The sequence below is a fragment of the Phormidesmis priestleyi BC1401 genome (assembly GCF_001650195.1).
Lineage (GTDB): Bacteria > Cyanobacteriota > Cyanobacteriia > Leptolyngbyales > Leptolyngbyaceae > Phormidesmis_A > Phormidesmis_A priestleyi_B.
In genome coordinates this window covers 132,762-149,649 of sequence record NZ_LXYR01000003.1, presented here as the reverse complement: position 1 = coordinate 149,649, position 16,888 = coordinate 132,762, and the positions used below count along the sequence as shown (strand labels likewise).

The 16,888-nt window shown below is 48.4% G+C and carries 13 protein-coding genes; 8 read left to right on the top strand and 5 right to left on the bottom strand.

Annotated features, from left to right (window positions below; all coding sequences use genetic code 11):
• Window positions 1-324: 324 nt before the first annotated feature.
• Window positions 325-651 (bottom strand): Hpt domain-containing protein, encoded by a 327-nt coding sequence (locus tag A8707_RS03135; protein ID WP_197484595.1) that lies wholly within the window; start codon window positions 649-651, stop codon window positions 325-327.
• A gap of 129 nt (window positions 652-780) precedes the next feature.
• Between A8707_RS03135 and A8707_RS27840 the strand changes: the two genes are divergently transcribed.
• Entirely contained in the window at window positions 781-930 is a 150-nt protein-coding gene (locus A8707_RS27840) for a hypothetical protein (RefSeq protein WP_156518327.1), read from the top strand.
• Window positions 931-1,053: 123 nt separating this feature from the next.
• Here the strand turns inward: A8707_RS27840 and A8707_RS27835 are convergent, their stop codons facing one another.
• Window positions 1,054-1,212: a hypothetical protein gene (locus A8707_RS27835; RefSeq protein WP_156518326.1), complete on the bottom strand. Its 159-nt coding sequence runs from the start codon at window positions 1,210-1,212 to the stop codon at window positions 1,054-1,056.
• 199 nt (window positions 1,213-1,411) lie between these two features.
• Window positions 1,412-2,176: an HAD family hydrolase gene (locus A8707_RS03130; protein ID WP_068815026.1), complete on the bottom strand. Its 765-nt coding sequence runs from the start codon at window positions 2,174-2,176 to the stop codon at window positions 1,412-1,414.
• A gap of 180 nt (window positions 2,177-2,356) precedes the next feature.
• On the opposite strand from A8707_RS03130, the gene A8707_RS27420 reads away from it, so the two are divergent.
• From A8707_RS27420 to A8707_RS03100, 7 genes are all read left to right on the top strand, one after another.
• Window positions 2,357-4,783 carry a tetratricopeptide repeat protein gene (locus tag A8707_RS27420; protein WP_082906202.1) on the top strand — a complete coding sequence of 809 codons (2,427 nt, stop codon included), beginning with the start codon at window positions 2,357-2,359 and terminating at the stop codon, window positions 4,781-4,783.
• A gap of 41 nt (window positions 4,784-4,824) precedes the next feature.
• The gene (gene dacB / locus A8707_RS03120) at window positions 4,825-6,363 is read left to right on the top strand and encodes a D-alanyl-D-alanine carboxypeptidase/D-alanyl-D-alanine endopeptidase (protein ID WP_082906201.1); all 1,539 of its coding nucleotides are present in this window, start codon (window positions 4,825-4,827) and stop codon (window positions 6,361-6,363) included.
• 487 nt (window positions 6,364-6,850) lie between these two features.
• Entirely contained in the window at window positions 6,851-10,420 is a 3,570-nt protein-coding gene (gene metH / locus A8707_RS03115; protein ID WP_068815025.1) for a methionine synthase, read from the top strand.
• 86 nt (window positions 10,421-10,506) lie between these two features.
• On the top strand, window positions 10,507-11,100 hold the full coding sequence (locus tag A8707_RS03110; RefSeq protein ID WP_068815024.1) for a Uma2 family endonuclease: 594 nt from the start codon (window positions 10,507-10,509) through the stop codon (window positions 11,098-11,100).
• A 337-nt stretch (window positions 11,101-11,437) separates the two neighbouring features.
• Window positions 11,438-13,552, top strand: a complete 2,115-nt coding sequence (locus A8707_RS03105) for a DUF262 domain-containing protein (RefSeq protein ID WP_068815020.1) — start codon at window positions 11,438-11,440, stop codon at window positions 13,550-13,552.
• Between the two features lie 93 nt (window positions 13,553-13,645).
• Window positions 13,646-13,822: a DUF6888 family protein gene (locus tag A8707_RS30555; protein ID WP_414858388.1), complete on the top strand. Its 177-nt coding sequence runs from the start codon at window positions 13,646-13,648 to the stop codon at window positions 13,820-13,822.
• Entirely contained in the window at window positions 13,819-14,010 is a 192-nt protein-coding gene (locus A8707_RS03100) for a DUF6887 family protein (RefSeq protein ID WP_068815018.1), read from the top strand. Before A8707_RS30555 ends, A8707_RS03100 begins: the two co-directional genes overlap by 4 nt.
• A gap of 54 nt (window positions 14,011-14,064) precedes the next feature.
• Here A8707_RS03100 and A8707_RS03095 read toward each other — a convergent pair whose 3' ends face one another.
• Window positions 14,065-15,453: a glycosyltransferase family 4 protein gene (locus tag A8707_RS03095; RefSeq protein WP_082906200.1), complete on the bottom strand. Its 1,389-nt coding sequence runs from the start codon at window positions 15,451-15,453 to the stop codon at window positions 14,065-14,067.
• 162 nt (window positions 15,454-15,615) lie between these two features.
• The gene (locus A8707_RS03090) at window positions 15,616-16,701 is read right to left on the bottom strand and encodes a glycosyltransferase family 4 protein (RefSeq protein WP_068815016.1); all 1,086 of its coding nucleotides are present in this window, start codon (window positions 16,699-16,701) and stop codon (window positions 15,616-15,618) included.
• Window positions 16,702-16,888: the final 187 nt, after the last annotated feature.

Below are 16,888 nucleotides of genomic sequence, written 5' to 3'. Positions count from 1 at the left end.
TATCTTAAACGATCAATCCTGTGAAAATCTATATTGATTTGTTCTAATTAATGTGCGTCGAGGTTAACGGCAAGGGGTGAATCAGACCTAGCGAAAACCTAATTTCAATTTCCTTGAATTTAGCTAGTTTCTCTGTTAATTTCGCTACTTTTAGCCCACAATCCGGAAAATCTTCAGATCACTAGCTTAGTATTTAACGATCGCATCATTCCGTTAGATTACTGAGGTAAACAATAGAGTGTATGCCTCGATCAAATGCTTTTTTGACTATAAATTGGAGTGAAGTCAACGATCGTTCTCACCAACGTCTGTCTGACTAAAATTTTAGGGCTGCTCTAAAAATGCCTGCAGGTCTTGCAGTAGTTCTGCCAACCTAGAAAGCATTTTAGGCGCATCTGTCAACTGCTGTTCGGTCGCATCGGCTTCTAATTGGCTGGCGATCGTTCGCATCTCTTTTAAGCCTACATTGGCACTCGCCCCTTTCACATGATGGGCTGCCCGCAAGACGGCATTATGATCTTCTAGAAGTAAAGCTGCTTGAGCTTCTTCTAAATGCGCGTGGGCATCTTCAGCAAAGATGTGCAGTAGCTCTCGCTCAAAGTCTTCGTTACCGTCTGAAATTTGGTGCAGATGCTCCCAGTCAATTGCCAAATCTACCCGGTTTCGTTTGGTTGGGTCGCTTTCCAATCTCTCACCCCAGTCAGTTAGTTTGTCCTTTAATCTTTCTTTTGAAATAGGCTTGCTGAAATAGTCATCTATGCCAGATGCTAGACATCCTTCTTGATCTTCACACAAGGCATTCGCGATCAGGGCGATTGCGATCGTTCCTCATCCTTAAAGTCGGGCGAAAAACCGACTGAAAAGATTCGTGATTCTCTCAAAATGCTCTCAACGGTTTTGGAGCGTGGCAACACACCGCTTGGAAAATAGGATTCACTGAGAACCCGACAAGATGGCTCTACAGCTTTAGTATTAAGCTGTCTAACGATCGACTCTGCCTCAGTAGAATATGACACAAGTTTCAGAGGTAGTTTTGGCACGGGTAAACGGCATCTAATCGCCCAAAACCCAGGCGAATAGGAGAAAAAATCCCGATGCTGCCACCCACAGGGGAACATTGAAGACAGAAACTAAATCTAGTGGAAATGTAACTAAAACTTGAGTCAAAAACAGCCCTACGATCGTTAGAAGACTCAACCCTACTAATGGCATTATCGCTCCTGTGTTTTGGCAATAGACCTCCTGCGTGAATCTGAACAGCCCTCCTCACAAAGTGGGGCAAGCCCTCGCCAACCCTTCTCACTAGGGAGAAGGGAGCTAGAACCTCTTGTTCCGTCTCCCTGGGGAGAGGGCTAGGGTGAGGGCAGATTTATAGAGCCTAGCGTTCAGCAACGCCGCCTTTTTCAATGCTCTAAGGCAACTGGTGTAGAGACTCAGCAAGCGCGAGATCAAAGTATTGAGCCTCTCCCGTCGTGCCTGAGACAACCTTGAAGGGAGCAGTCGGTTCGCCAAACTGATCAAGCACTAGGTTGGCATGAGCAAAATTATGATCACGGGTGTAGTCGTTCAGCGTGATCACCGTCTTCAACCCTGCCCCTAGTGAGGACTGTAAGCCCTGCTGCGAGTCTTCAAAGGCAAGACATTCTTCAGGAGGTAAATTCAACCTCTTGAGAACGTGGAGGTAAATGTCAGGCGCAGGCTTTTTGTGAGGGACGACATCACCCGCCCCGATCGCCTCAAACCAGTCGCAGCCGTCGGGGGCAAGTGCCGTTTCTAGCAAAGTCGAGACATTTTCGGGCGTGGTTGTGGTGGCGATCGCGAGTCGCATTCCGGCTGCCCGTGCCTCCTCAAGCAGTCGCTTTACCCCTGGACGTAGAGGAATCACTCCTTCGTTCAGTAATTGCTTGTAGTGGCGAGTTTTAGCGGCGTGAAGGCTGGCAATCCACGGTTTTAACTCCGCAGGGGAGTCGAACGGAGGCTGATAGGAGTCGATGTAGAAGAGAATCCGTTCTTTGCCGCCCGTCACTTCTAATAATTTGCCGTAAAGCTCGATCGACCAATCCCAATCTAGCCCTGCCTCTGCAAACGCGCGATTAAATGCCACGCGATGCCCGTCTCGCTCAGTGTCAGCGAGGGTGCCATCGACATCAAAGATTAGCGCACGAAGTTGAGGCATAGGGATGAATGAAGTAATGGGATCGTGAAAAATGGACGATCGTCAGGCTCAATTTCCTGATTTGGGTGGCGGCATCTGTAGAGATGAATAGTGCCTTTCTGCAACTACTGTATAAACGGCGACTCAGCAGGCATCTCGCTACCACTCTATAGTTTACGGACTCAGGGGCATAAGGCAACAATGAACCATGCAAAATGGCTAGACATAACAGAATATGTGCTGTGGGCTGGCTCAGGCGTAGGGTCAGTCGCCTCGATCGCGTCCCAACAGCTTGCATTTACTGCCGCACCGCTCTCCTTTCTATTGTTGCTGAATTTGGTCAATCGTCGTCGTCTCGATCAGCAAGTTCAGGAATCTGCCCAAGTCAGCCTTGAGCAACTTGATCAGCGTCTCTCACAAACCATTCATTCTCTCGATCAGCAGGTGCAGGCGTTGCCCAGCTTCTCAGATCTCAAGAGTCTCAAAAAGACCGTTTTGCAGCACAATGACCTCGCGATCGCGCAAGTTCAGCAAACCCTAGCTCAACGTCTTGCCCCGATCGAGGCTCACGATCTCAGTCAGATGCAGCAAGATCTGGCTCATCTTCGCAGCAAGTCGGTGCAGCTTGGCGAATCAGTCGCGTCAGTCGCCAACCATCTGAATCGAGTCGCCAATGTTCGTCGGGTCGAGAGTGTCGAAGCGACGATCGGACAACTCCAAACTGAGATTGCTCAACTCAAAACAACACTCAATGAGTTGCCCAGAACGTCAGGGCAGACCCTTCCTAGAGCGCTGCAAGACCAGATCAATCATCTCAATCGTCGTCTAAATGCGCTGCCGCAGCCCTTTGACGCGACTGCCTTGAGACAGGATGTAGACGGATTGATCAAAGTCATGAGCGATCTAGTTTCTCGGCGCGAGATGGCGCGTCTAATGGCAGAAGTCGAGAAAATTCGTCAGCAAAATCAGACTCTAGAGCAGACTGTCATCCCCATGAGGGCGATGAACCTAATCACGCGAAAGCAGATGGATACGTTATCCTCCTGGTTGAGCTTAAAGAATGAGCAAGGCGAGTCGCTGCCCAACGCTGCGATTCCTGAAGCCGTTTTAAACGAGATGACCACGATCGCGACCCTAGAAAAACGGCTCGACGGTCTGCCCACTGGCGAAGATTTGACCAAACTACACGCTGAAATTCAGACGATGGTGAATCGCCATTTAGGAAAGCTTCAGCAGCAGTTTTCGACGGTGCAGCAGTTTACACAGAGTCTCGATCGTCAGCAAAAAGACTTAGGCGACTGGCTCAATCGGTTGCCTCAAATTCTAGACACGAGCGCTTTGCAGAGTCAGATAAAATATTTGACCACTCGGTTGGAATGGACAGAAACCACCTTGGCAAGTCTTCAGACTCAGGTTGAGGCAGTGGTAGAGGGTCAACCTGCTCCTCAATTAGGGGCTGAATATGAGCTAGTGTTCAATCTCAAAGCCGCTCATGATTACGATCGAGTCAATACGCAGAGCAGTCGGGCGTTAGACGATGCCCTCAAGACGGCGAGATCGCGGCTGATTGTGGTGTTTCCTTACCCTGATCCTGCTACGTTTAATGATGCTTTGATGGGTCAGTTTAAGGCGTTTCTCGATCGCGGAGGTCGTCTAGACGTTGGGTGGGGACACTTAGGCAACCTGCATGACAGCCACTCGCCGCACTACATTCACAATCGGGCTGCTGCAAAGTCAGTCGAGAAAACCTTTTTGCACACGATTCTCAGTCAGTTGACTCAACTCAAGCGTCAATACCCTAATCAGTTTCGATTTAAAGTGTTGGGCACTGATGAAAATTTTCTCGTGTGCCTCTCTGATGAAACGGTTGATGCCACTCGCGCTTATGGCATTCTCGGCGTTCATTCGGTCGCCACTGCAAGCGCTGCATTTCCTGAAGTGGCAGTTGGGCTTCGCACCACCAATCCAGAAATTATTAAAGGATTGACCGATCGCTTTGACCATCCGGTTTTGGGTGCACACGATGCGGTGTCTTACTACAATCGGGCAGTCACCCGCTATGAGTTGGGTGATAAATCGGGCGCGATCGCCGACTATAGCGAAGTAGTGCGAATCGATCCGACTCATGCCATTGCTTACAACAATCGAGCCTTGGTGCGCGAGGAGTTGGGCAATAAAGAAGGCGCGATTTCTGACTTAGACCGGGCACTTTTGCTCGATCCGCACCGCTGCGTCCCCTACTGCAATCGCGGCGTGATTCGCTTAGAACTGGGGGATAAAGTCGGCGAGATCGAAGACTTCACCGACGCGATTCAGCTTGAAGGGGATTGCGCGATCTCTTATCTGCAAAGAGGGCTGGCTCGACTCAAATTGGGCAACAAAATGGGAGCCGCCGAAGATTTTACTGTCCTCATTCATCGCGATGGGCAAGATGCGATCGCTTACTTTCATCGAGGCACTGTCCGCGCTACTTTGGGTGATAAAACAGGTGCCATCCAAGACTTTAAGAGGGCAGCAGGGTTATTTTCTGCTCAGGGCAGTCAGGATAAATATCAACGGTCGATCGAGGCGATGAACAACCTTCGCAAGCGTTTAGTTTTAGCGGCAGAATCGGCTGAGTCAAACTGAGAGCAGAATTCTAGACACGATCGGGCTTTAACGCAACAAATTTGGCTGAACTGCTGTCAAAACTGTTGAGCTTTCTTTTGTTTAAAATCGACGATCGCATGAAATCAACCCGTTCTCGCGCTGCGCTCACCGTTTTTTTGGCAACCGCCAGCTTTTTCTCACAAATCCCTTCAGGAAGGGCTAAAAGTCCAGTGAAAGTGGCGCAAGCGGTTGGTACCCTGTGTCCCGCTCAGTTAGGAACTCCGATCAATCGGGTGCTCGATCGAGTCTCAGGTGCGCGCTGGAGTGTGTTAGTGCAAACCCAAGGATCGGGCACGTCTCGTCAAACTCTGTTTGCTCGAAACCCAAGCACTCTCCTGATTCCAGCCTCTAATAATAAAGTGTTTACGACCGCCGCCGCTTTGAGAAAGTTGGGCGCTCAATATCGCATTCGCACCGCTGTCTACGGCAGTAGCAGCAGTCCTAATCTTGCCACGTTGAGAATTGTAGGGCATGGCGATCCGAGCTTGACGACGACGCAACTAGGGACGATCGCGCAACAACTCAGTCGGCGCGGCGTTCGACAAATCACCCAACTGATCGGAGACGATACCTATTTTAAAGGTGCGCTGACCAGTCCTTTTTGGGATGCAGAAGATGCCGGACAGGCATACGCTGCGCCGATCAATAGCCTAATGCTCAATCAAAATATTATTGGATTGACAGCCTTTCCTCGGCAAGTTGGGCAATCGCTAGAGGTGCAGTGGGATGACCCAACCGATGCCAGAGACTGGACGCTAAACAACCAGGGAGTGACCGTTTCAGCCAGTGGCGGAGAATTTTTGGAGGTCGATCGCGCTGGCTCCACAGTTCGCGTCACAGGTCAACTTCGCACTGGCTCCGAGTCGGAATCGATCGGAACTGCCATCCCCAATCCTGGCAATTATTTGGTGAAGAAATTCCGCGATGTGCTGACCAGCAACAATATCGGAGTCACCAATTCGACGTTAGTAAAACTCACGCCCATCCGCCCCGATGAGGTTGAGTTAACTGCGGTTGAGTCTCCACCGCTCTCAAGTCTGCTGTTTGAGACCAATCAAGAGAGCAACAACACCTACGCGGAAGCCTTGCTTAAAACGTTAGGACAGCAGCAAAATCCGCTCAGCCAAGACATGACCCAGAGCGGCACGATCGCCGTTCAGTCCATTTTGTCTGAGTTGGGAGTCAGCCCCGATCTCTATCGTATGGTCGATGGATCAGGGCTTGCCGATCGCAATCGCGCTAGTGCTGAGGCGTTGGTGCAAACCCTGCAAGCGATGGCACAGATTCCTGAAGCGGATGTATTTCGACGATCGCTGGCGGTTTCTGGCGTGAGTGGCACTTTAAAGAACCGCTTTCGCAATACCTCCGCCCAGGGCATTGTCTCGGCAAAAACGGGCACCATCACAGGCGTAGTGGCTCTTTCTGGCTATGTGACTCCTCCCAACTCTGCGCCGTTGGTGTTTAGCCTGATTGCCAACTCTAGCGCGTCAGCCGGAACGGTACGATCGGCAGTGGATGACGTGGTAGTGCTGTTAACTCGACTACGGAGTTGTTCATAAACTCATTATGGAGTCCTATCAACCTGGCAATCATTGAGATTGCACCTCAGCTTTGTCCCGTTGGTTCAGTAGACCTCCTGCATGAATCCTGGAACGCCCCCTAAATCCCCCATGAATGGCAGGGCTGATTAGTTGTCACCAGATAAAATCTACAAGCTTGAGTCTTCGTTCAGCATCAGAATGATGCCTTAACGCAAGATAAAGGGTACAGATTTTCTTTCTCGACCTTAAATTAGCCCTGCCAATTTTGGGGGATTTAGGGGGCGAAAGACTTCTGCCACGACCGATCAACCGTTGCCGGGTTGATAATTCGACTCGCATCACCTTAGCTGCGACTGAGAGAGATGTGTCAAAGTAGAAATAATATAGAAATCGTAAAATATCACAATCGTCGCTGCCCCTGCCAAGGTTCCTTATTCACACTACACAGTGAGTCAAGGCTTGGTTGGTGAGCGATTCGAGTTCTCTCTTCGTTGCTAGTTGCTTTATGAACAGTGCTTTTCTCGCTCGTCTTCACAGTCCCGATCGTCCTGTGCTTGTCTTTGATGGCGCAATGGGCACCAATTTGCAAGTGCAAAATCTCACCGCCGATGACTTTGGCGGAGCCGACTATGAAGGCTGTAACGAATATTTGGTCTACACCAAGCCAGAAGCGGTCGAGAAAGTTCATCGAGATTTTCTGGCAGCCGGGGCAGATGTGATCGAAACCGACACCTTCGGCAGCAGCAGCTTTGTGTTAGCTGAATATGACTTAGCAGACCAAGCCTACTCTCTCAGCAAAGCCGCCGCAGAACTGGCAAGACGCGTCGCGGATGAGTTTTCGACTCCAGAGAAACCTCGGTTTGTAGCAGGCTCGATCGGACCGGGCACAAAGCTTCCCACGCTAGGCAACATCGATTATGACACCCTCAAAACCGCCTTTGCAGAACAGGCAGAAGGCTTATATGACGGAGGCGTAGACCTCTTTTTGGTCGAGACGTGTCAAGATGTGCTGCAAATCAAAGCGGCGTTAAACGGCATCGAACAAGTGTTTAGGAAAAAGGGCGATCGTCGTCCGTTGATGGTGTCGGTGACGATGGAAATTCAGGGCACGATGTTGGTCGGTTCTGATATTAGTGCAGTGTTGTCGATTTTAGAGCCGTACCCGATCGACATTCTCGGATTGAATTGTGCAACGGGACCCGATCGCATGGCAGAACACATTAAATATCTGTCGGCTCATTCACCATTCATCGTGTCGTGTATTCCTAACGCTGGCTTACCTGAAAACGTGGGCGGACACGCTCACTACAAACTAACGCCAATGGAACTGAGAATGGCGTTAGGTCACTTTGTTGAAGACCTGGGAGTGCAAGTAATTGGAGGCTGCTGTGGCACTCGCCCCGATCACATTCATCAGTTGGCGGAGGTCGCGTCAACGCTGAAACCCAGAGCGCGTCAGGTTCGCAGCAATGGGCAAGTTGCGGCTCGTCCCGTGTTAAATTACGTGCCTTCGGCGGCTTCGATCTACAGCGCTCAACCTTATGAGCAAGATAATTCGTTCCTGATTATTGGCGAACGGCTGAATGCCAGCGGTTCTAAAAAGTGTCGCGACTTGCTGAATGCAGAAGATTGGGATGGCTTGGTGGCGTTGGCTCGATCGCAGGTCAAAGAAGGCGCGCACATTCTGGATGTCAACGTCGATTATGTCGGTCGCGATGGCGTGAAAGATATGCACGAGTTAGTTTCTCGACTCGTAACAAACGTCAATCTGCCGCTGATGCTCGACTCGACCGAGTGGGAAAAGATGGAAGCCGGACTCAAAGTTGCGGGAGGCAAATGTCTCCTCAACTCAACCAACTATGAGGATGGGGAAGAACGATTCCTAAAAGTGCTAGAACTCGCCAAAGAATATGGGGCGGGTGTGGTGATTGGGACGATCGACGAAGACGGCATGGCGCGAACGGCTGAAAGGAAATTCGCGATCGCCCAGCGTGCCTATCGTCAAGCCGTTGAGTTTGGCATTCCCCCTTACGAGATCTTTTTTGATACATTAGCGCTGCCGATTTCAACCGGGATTGAGGAAGATCGCGAAAATGGAAAGGCGACGATCGACTCGATTCGGATGATTCGCGAGAACCTGCCGGGATGTCACATTACCCTCGGCGTTTCTAACATCTCGTTTGGTCTAAATGCTGCCGCTCGTCAGGTGTTGAACTCGACGTTTTTACACGAAGCCACCCAAGCCGGGATGGATAGCGCGATCATCAGTGCTGCCAAGATTTTGCCGATGGCGAAGATTTCCCCAGAGCATCAAGAAATCTGTCGCAAACTGATTTACGATCAGCGTCAGTTTGACGGCGATATCTGCGTCTACGATCCGCTTGGAGACCTAACGACGGTGTTTGAAGGCGCGACGACAAAGCGCGATCGCAGCGAAGATGCCAAGCTTCCGATCGAAGAACGTCTCAAACGCCACATCATCGACGGTGAACGCATCGGACTCGAAGACGCTCTCAAAGTCGCGTTAGACCAATATCCGCCGCTTGAAATCATCAACGTCTACTTGCTAGATGGCATGAAAACGGTTGGTGAACTATTCGGGTCGGGTCAAATGCAACTGCCCTTCGTGCTGCAATCTGCCGAGACGATGAAGTCTGCGGTCGCCTTCTTAGAGCCGCTAATGGAGAAAAAAGAAGCCGGACAGTCAAAAGGCGTAATGCTAATCGCAACGGTGAAAGGCGACGTTCACGACATCGGTAAGAACCTGGTAGACATCATTCTCACCAACAACGGCTATAAGGTGATTAATCTCGGAATTAAACAGTCCGTAGATAAGATTATCGACGCTTACATGGAACACAACGTTGATTGCATTGCGATGAGCGGCTTACTCGTAAAATCAACAGCTTTCATGAAAGAAAATCTGGCAACCTTCAACGAGAAAGGAATCACAGTTCCGGTGATTTTGGGCGGTGCGGCGCTAACGCCAAAATTTGTCCACGATGATTGTCAAAAGACTTACAACGGTCGAGTCGTTTACGGCAAAGATGCCTTTTCTGACCTACACTTCATGGATAAGTTCATGCCCGCCAAAAATAACGGCGAGTGGGATAATCTCAAGGGTTTCTTAAATGAGGAATTAGCAGCCGATTTAATCGAAGAGGTTACGGACGAACCAACGGCAGAGACTACTGGAACAGAAACCATTTCTGAATCGCTGCCGGAAGATCCGACTCGATCGCAGTCCATCGATCCCAACATTCCCCGTCCTACGCCTCCATTCTGGGGCACCAAAATTCTGCAACCCTCCGACCTGCCGTGGAATGAATTATTCTGGCATCTAGACTTGCAGGCACTGATCGCGGGACAGTGGCAGTTCCGCAAACCACGAGAGCAGTCTCGCGAAGACTACGATCGCTTTCTGGCAGAAAAAGTCTACCCGATTCTAGATACCTGGAAGCACCGCATCGTCGAGGAAAATCTGCTGCATCCTCAAGCGATTTACGGCTATTTTCCCTGTCAGTCAGACGGCAACTCGCTGCATCTGTATGACCCGAATACGCTGGATACATCGACTCCGATCGCGACCTTTAGTTTTCCTCGTCAGCGATCGCTGCGGCGCTACTGCATTGCCGATTTTTTCGCCTCTAAAGAGTCGGGGCAAATCGATGTCTTCCCGATGCAAGCGGTAACGATGGGTGAAGTCGCAACCGACTTTGCAAAAACGCTGTTTGAGGCAAATAACTACACCGATTATCTATACTTCCACGGGATGGCGGTCTCGATGGCAGAAGCCTTGGCTGAATGGGTTCACGCTCGAATTCGTCGCGAGTTGGGCTTTGGCGACGCAGACCCCGACAACATTCGCGACATCTTGGCGCAACGCTATCAGGGTTCTCGCTATAGCTTCGGTTATCCGGCGTGTCCCCACATCTACGACCAATATAAACTGCTGGACTTGTTGGGCAGCGATCGCTTAAATCTGCACATGGATGAGAGTGAGCAACTCTACCCCGAACAGTCAACGACCGCAATTATCGCCTATCACCCTACTGCTAAATACTTCAGCGCGTAGGATTCACAACTCATAAAATTAGCAAGGCGAGATGCGAGCAATTGCATCTCGCTTATTATTTAAGTAGTCGCTCATTGGTGATTTCCATGCAAGCCACAGAAGTCAAAAAACGCTACAGCCCAGAGGAATACTTAGCTTTGGAAGAAAAAGCTGATTTTAAGAGCGAATATCACGGTGGAGAAATTGTCCCAATGACAGGCGGCTCGTTTAGTCACAACGAAATTATTACAAACCTTTGGGTTCTGAAATCCAAGCTCAGAGGCAAAGGCTATCGGTTTTACTCCAGTGATGTTCGCTTATGGATTCCCAAATACAGCAAGTTTACATATCCCGATGTGATGGTTATTGAAGGTGAACCTGCACCTTATAACAATCGGTCGGATACGCTGACAAATCCTCGATTAATCATTGAAGTATTATCTAAATCAACGGAAGATTATGATAAAAGCGATAAGTTTAAATACTATCGATCGATTCCTGAACTTCAAGAATATGTGTTAATCAATCAATACGAGTTAGAGATTCAGCAATACACTAAATCAGATGGTGACTTCTGGATTTATCGTGTGTACGAATCGACTGAGGATATTGTGAGGTTTGGCTCGATCGAGGTTGAGATGACCGTCGCCGAAATCTACGAAGGGATTTCTTTTGAGGAAATCAACCAAGTCGAACAATAGACTTCTCGATTGATTAGAGCGATCGTTTATTTTCTTCAACATTCTCAGAACTGCAAGTGACCGCATCACAAGTTTTTTGCTGTAGAAAATCGATTACTGGAGATTAGGTAACAATTCTGCCAAGTAGCTTACTTCAATAGTCCGGACAATTTTCGAGGCAGAGGCTGAACCCCGCATTCTACCGTCAGCATCTGACCGCGCCGAGGAGGCTCAAACCCGCATTCTGCCGTTGGCGATTCAAAACTGTCCGGACTATTGTTACTTCTAAATAGGTCTTTTCTCGAAAACTTGGGCTATCCTATCGGAGGAAGGCATCCGTTTATACAGGTAGGCAGCAATGAGAGCCGACAGTCTCAAGATCTCCAAAATTTTCAGCGGTGGAGGCGATATTCACTATGTATTGCCTCATTTTCAACGGCAGTATAGTTGGGACAGAATTAATTGGCAGACTCTTTTAAACGATACGTTAGCAATCTATGAAGAATGTCAGGATGAAAAAGAACCTGAACACTTTCTAGGTTCGCTGGTTGTTATCAATGATGGTACTAGGAGCGGGGTAATTCCTGCTTTTACCTTGGTGGACGGTCAACAACGGTTAACAACCATCTCTCTTCTTTTGTGTGCTTTCCGAGATCTAATTTGTGAAACTGATGCCAGAACTGCAAGAGGAGTTCAAAAACTTCTCATGAATGAGGATGCTGACGGTGATGTACGTTTTAAGGTGTTACCTACTAACAAATATGGCGATCGCCAAGCTTATATATCTATCTTGTTAGGGGAAAAACCTGAAGAAACCGAATCTAGAATTCCAATCGCTTATGATTATTTACGGAAAGAATTAACTAAGAATCTCGTTGACGGCAACATCAAACCTCAAAAATTCTTTATCGTGCTGTCTAGCTGCTTTCAGGTAGTGTTTGTTGAACTCAACAAAGATGAAAGTCCCTATAAAATATTTGAAAGCTTAAACGCTAAAGGAAAACCACTCTCACAGGCTGATTTGGTACGCAACTACATCGCGATGAAACTGCCAACAGCAAAGCAAGAGAAAGTATTTACAGAACATTGGGAGAAGATTGAAAATTTATTGCAGGAAAGACGGACGGTCGGTAAATCTAGAATCGGAGAACTTACAGCTTTTATCAGGCATTATCTCGCCACGCAGTCACGGTTCCTGTGCAGTGAAGAGCACATCTATGCTCGATTTCGCGATCGCTACGAGGAATTCCGTGATGATGCAAAGTTCATTGAAGAAATATCTCTACTAAGACGTTTTGCAGAATATTACAACAAGCTGCTACGACCAGAAAACGAGAAAAATCTACAGATTAGAGAAGCGCTAACTCGTCTGAATACTCTAGAGATTCAAACAGCTTATCCATTTCTTCTAATGGCTTACGATGCTTATGTAAACGGCTGGCTTAAGCCAAACGATTTTAAGGAAACTTTGGAAGTTTTAGAAAACTACGTAGTGCGCCGTTACGTTTGTCGTGAGGCGAGCAATTATCTCAACAAAATGTTTCCTACTCTCTGGCGTGACGTAATCGATGAGATGGATGATGGAGGATTGGGCTACGAAATGGGGATTACCAATGCGTTGAGCTTTAAGGAAGCGTTGAAGAGAGCTTTAGTTTCTAAAAGTTACCCACCCGATCGAAAGATTCAGCAAGCGATTCAGACTTCTAGCCTTTACGATAACCGTAACCAAGAGAAAATCTTTCTAATTTTAGAAACAATCAATCGACATCTTTCAAAAGGCTCTGGTGGATATACCGTTCTAAGTGGTAAGCCAACAATCGAACATTTAATGCCACAAACACTCAATGAGACGTGGAAAGTTGAGTTGGGAGAGAACTTTGAGCGGATTTATCAGGACTATAGACATACACTTGGCAACCTGACTCTAGTAACTCAGGAATGGAATTCAGCGCTGTCTAACTCACCTTTTTCTATAAAGAAGCAGATCCTAGCAAAGCATGAGTTGAGACTCAATAAAGATTACTTTTCTCGATCGATTGACGAGTGGGATGAGAACGCCATCTTAAAACGTGCGGATTTTTTGGCAGAAAAGTTTCTTGAAACTTGGTCTGCTTTAGGAGAAGCGACTCCGATAACTCCAATAGTCTACGGGAAGCCGATCTCAATGAGTATCTGCGGCGAAAAGCTCGATATACCAAACCAGACATGGCGACAGGTACGAGTGATCACCTTAGAGTGGATTATTAAAAATCGTCCGCAGGACTTTGGCAAAGTTAGGCAAGCAGTCGGCATCTTCGATGACAGCGTTGAGGGTAAGAACTATCCGAATCATTGGTATCAGCTATCCAACGGCATTTGGGTTTATCACTCCAGTTCAGCAAAACAACATCTCATCTACTGTCGTCGTATACTTGCCGCGATCGGTATTTCTGAATCTGAGTGGAGTATTGGAGAATTAGAGGCATCAGCATAATCCCTATTAGCTTTGCTGTTTCTGTCTATCGAAAGGAAAATTGGGCAGACGATCGTGGGAAACATATTTATGTCAGAATTATGAGGTAGCCCCATTTCTCCCACCATTGCCCAGGCATTCGCAGCCGTCCAAGTCTGCCAATTGCTCTCCAATCTATACCGAGATATCTACTTGTTTCGCTTCAATCCGATCACAGGAATCATTTATATCCTGGCTCAGGAAAACATCGAAATTGTCATTCAACAAAATGGAATCTGGGATTTTCTATGACCAAACCTAACTTTGAGGCAATGACTAGAGAAGAACTAAGATCTTATATTTTGAAACATCGAGAAGATGATGAAGCCCTCGCAGCCCTCCTAAGCCGTCGCGACCCAAATGCACCGGGGTACAGCAATGACTTGAGTTCTGAAGAAATGACCGAAATTCTAAAACGCAAAATTGCAGGTGAGATTTAAACAAAAGAAGGGAGGCAGTTGAGAACAAAAATTCTGCACCCTGCCTCCCGATTTTTATGAAACTTGAGTCAGCGCTTTTGTCGGAACGACGATCGCCCCAGCCAACCCATCTAACTGCCTAGGTGCTAATAGTTCATGGGTGATCGACTGTGCCAAAACGCGTCGATAGAGATCACTCAACTGAGCCGCCACACCCGACCAGCCAAAGTTTCGCCGCACCCGCTCAGATGCCTGGAGCTTTAGCCTGGTTGCCCATATATCATCGCCGAGAATGCGATCGATTGCATCTGCAAACGCACCGATGTCTTGAGGTGGAACCAATAATCCGGTTTCTTCTGGCACAATCGAGAACTTCAATCCGCCCACCGCAGAGGCAACGACCGGAGTTCCGCACGCCATTGACTCGATCGCCACCAATCCGAATGGCTCATAGTGACTCGGAATTACACACACATCGGCTGCCGTGTAATAGAGCGGCAGTTGATCGTGTCCAACCCGCCCTGCAAACGTTGTTCGATTTGACAATCCCAACTCTTGCACGATGCGTTCAATTCGGAGTCGCTCGTCGCCATCTGGTTGAGTTGGATCGCTGCCACCGACAATGACCAAACGGACGTTAGCAGGACTGGCTTTTAATTGAGCGCAGGCACGAACCAGCGTTTCAATTCCCTTGCGCGGATCAAAGCGTCCGACATAGAGAACAATTTTCTCATCGGGTCGGAATTCTAGCTGCGATCGCGCCTCCGATTTTGGAATCACATGAAAGTTTTCGATGTCCGTTCCACACGGAATCACCTCAATGTGTCCCTGACTAGAAACCAGTGTCCGAAGGGCTTCCTGCTCTTGAGGACTGGTGGCAACCGTGCAGTTGGCTTGCTCTAAAATTTGTTGTTCAACCTTTAACCGAGTGTTGGCGATCGCCGGACGGTTTGGAACCGACTGATATTTAATCGCACCGAGTGAGTGATAGGTATTGATAAGCTGAACGTTATGGGTTTTCTGCACTTCTAGACCCACCCACGCAGACATCCAGTAGTTCGTATGGATTAACGGATAGTGATACTCCGCTTGATAAACTCGAAACGCCTCGACGAATGCTGGCATGAATTCAAATAAGCGATCGCGAGGAATGAATTCTTCAGGTCCCGCCGTTAAGCGAATCGTGCGGCAGTGAGGAGAATGTTGGACGATCGTGGCATCATCGGCTTTCGTCTTGCGGGTAAACATATCGACCTGCCAGCCCAATTTTGCCAGCGCTTCACCCACTTGACGCACATACACATTTTGTCCGCCTGCTTCTTCTCGACCAATATCTGCGGCAGGGTCGCCATGATCTGAAATGAGCGCGATCGCCTGCCGATTGGGAGCATTAGAGCGCGCTGAAATAAAGGGATCAGGAATAGTGGAACTTGACGCATTTCGCTTGTCGCTTAAAAGCACCATGATTTTCACCTTATAGACCAGTGGTTAGCCACGATCGACCAGTGACAAATTCACTCATCGAAAACGGACTATTCAAAACAGGCGACTAACCACCACAACAACTGCAAACTCACGATCGCCGACTCATCAACAGGTACAAAAAAAGTGAACCGTTTGATCCACTTAGTTAATGTTGCTATTAGCGGTTAACATAGGCACACGACCGTTTTTACTCGTCACTTTTCCCGTCAAAATCTGGAGATATGCAGCTTCATATCCATCCGTCATTTCCTGGGCGCTAAACTCGTTGATGACGTGCTGGCGACAGGTAGCTCGATCGATTTCATGAATGCGACTCAGCGCCGCAATACACTCATCTACGGTGTCACATAAAAAACCCGTCTTGCCATGAGCAATCACTTCAGGAGCCGAGCCAAGCCGCATTCCAATCACGGGCGTTCCGGCTGCCATTGACTCCACCATCACCAGCCCAAACGGTTCTCGCCAGGTGATCGGGAATAGAGTCGCGACTGCACTGCCCATCAGCGTATTTTTCTGGACGTGGTTCGCCTCGCCCAAATATTGGATTTGCTCACCGTCAATGTGAGGCGCGAGTTTTTGCTCGTAAAATTCACGATCGACACTATCAATTTTTCCCGCCATTTTCAGGTTCCAGCCCGTACGCTTGGCAATCTCGATCGCTAAATGAGGACCTTTTTCGGGCGACAGCCGACCCAAAAATGCCAAATAAGGCGGCTCACTCGGCTGGGCGTAAAACTTGTAGCTATCGACATCAATGCCGTTATAAACCGTAGAGACGCAGTTTAATTCAAGTTTTGGGTCTCTCTGCGCGTTTGAAATGCTTACAAAAGACTGTTGACGCGATCGACGAAACATCTTTTCGTTGTCGGAAGTAAATACGCCATGTAGCGTATGAATCGTCGGCGTTTTGACGAATTTTGCGTAGGGCAACGCCGCACAGCCCATGTGGGAATGTATGATATCAAAGTCTTGAGCCTGATCGTAAACCTGGCTGAGTTGAAGCATTTCATAAATCGAATACTCCTTCACAGTGGGGTCTTGCCTGAGAGCACGACTATGAACCGATTCGAGAGTCGCTAAACTCAGCGAGTCACCAGAGGCAAACAGCGTCACCTCATGCCCGCGTCGCACCAGTTCATCGGTCAACAAGCTGACAACCAGTTCAATGCCGCCATAAGCTGGGGGAGGAACTCTTTCCCACAGAGGGGCTACTTGAGCAATCCGCATATAAACCTCCTACTAAACGTCAAACTAGATTTGGAAGCCTTGATTTCAAATTTGATTGGCGATCGGGTAATTTTAGAAAGACTTGCGCAGACAGGCAGCTAAATCAGGTTTACTAGAAAATTTGCCGTTTGCCAAGGCGGTCATTTCACCTTGACACGTGAGAATGACTACACTTGTTGTATATGTA

Bases quoted from the DNA above. Each gene is read 5' to 3' on its own strand.
- A8707_RS03095 (WP_082906200.1), bottom strand. From the start codon at position 15,453: ATGGTGCTTTTAAGCGACAAGCGAAATGCGTCAAGTTCCACTATTCCT.
- A8707_RS03110 (WP_068815024.1), top strand. From the start codon at position 10,507: ATGCAAGCCACAGAAGTCAAAAAACGCTACAGCCCAGAGGAATACTTA.
- metH (WP_068815025.1), top strand. From the start codon at position 6,851: ATGAACAGTGCTTTTCTCGCTCGTCTTCACAGTCCCGATCGTCCTGTG.
- A8707_RS03130 (WP_068815026.1), bottom strand. From the start codon at position 2,176: ATGCCTCAACTTCGTGCGCTAATCTTTGATGTCGATGGCACCCTCGCT.
- A8707_RS27420 (WP_082906202.1), top strand. From the start codon at position 2,357: ATGAACCATGCAAAATGGCTAGACATAACAGAATATGTGCTGTGGGCT.
- A8707_RS03090 (WP_068815016.1), bottom strand. From the start codon at position 16,701: ATGCGGATTGCTCAAGTAGCCCCTCTGTGGGAAAGAGTTCCTCCCCCA.
- A8707_RS27835 (WP_156518326.1), bottom strand. From the start codon at position 1,212: ATGCCATTAGTAGGGTTGAGTCTTCTAACGATCGTAGGGCTGTTTTTG.
- A8707_RS03105 (WP_068815020.1), top strand. From the start codon at position 11,438: ATGAGAGCCGACAGTCTCAAGATCTCCAAAATTTTCAGCGGTGGAGGC.
- A8707_RS03100 (WP_068815018.1), top strand. From the start codon at position 13,819: ATGACCAAACCTAACTTTGAGGCAATGACTAGAGAAGAACTAAGATCT.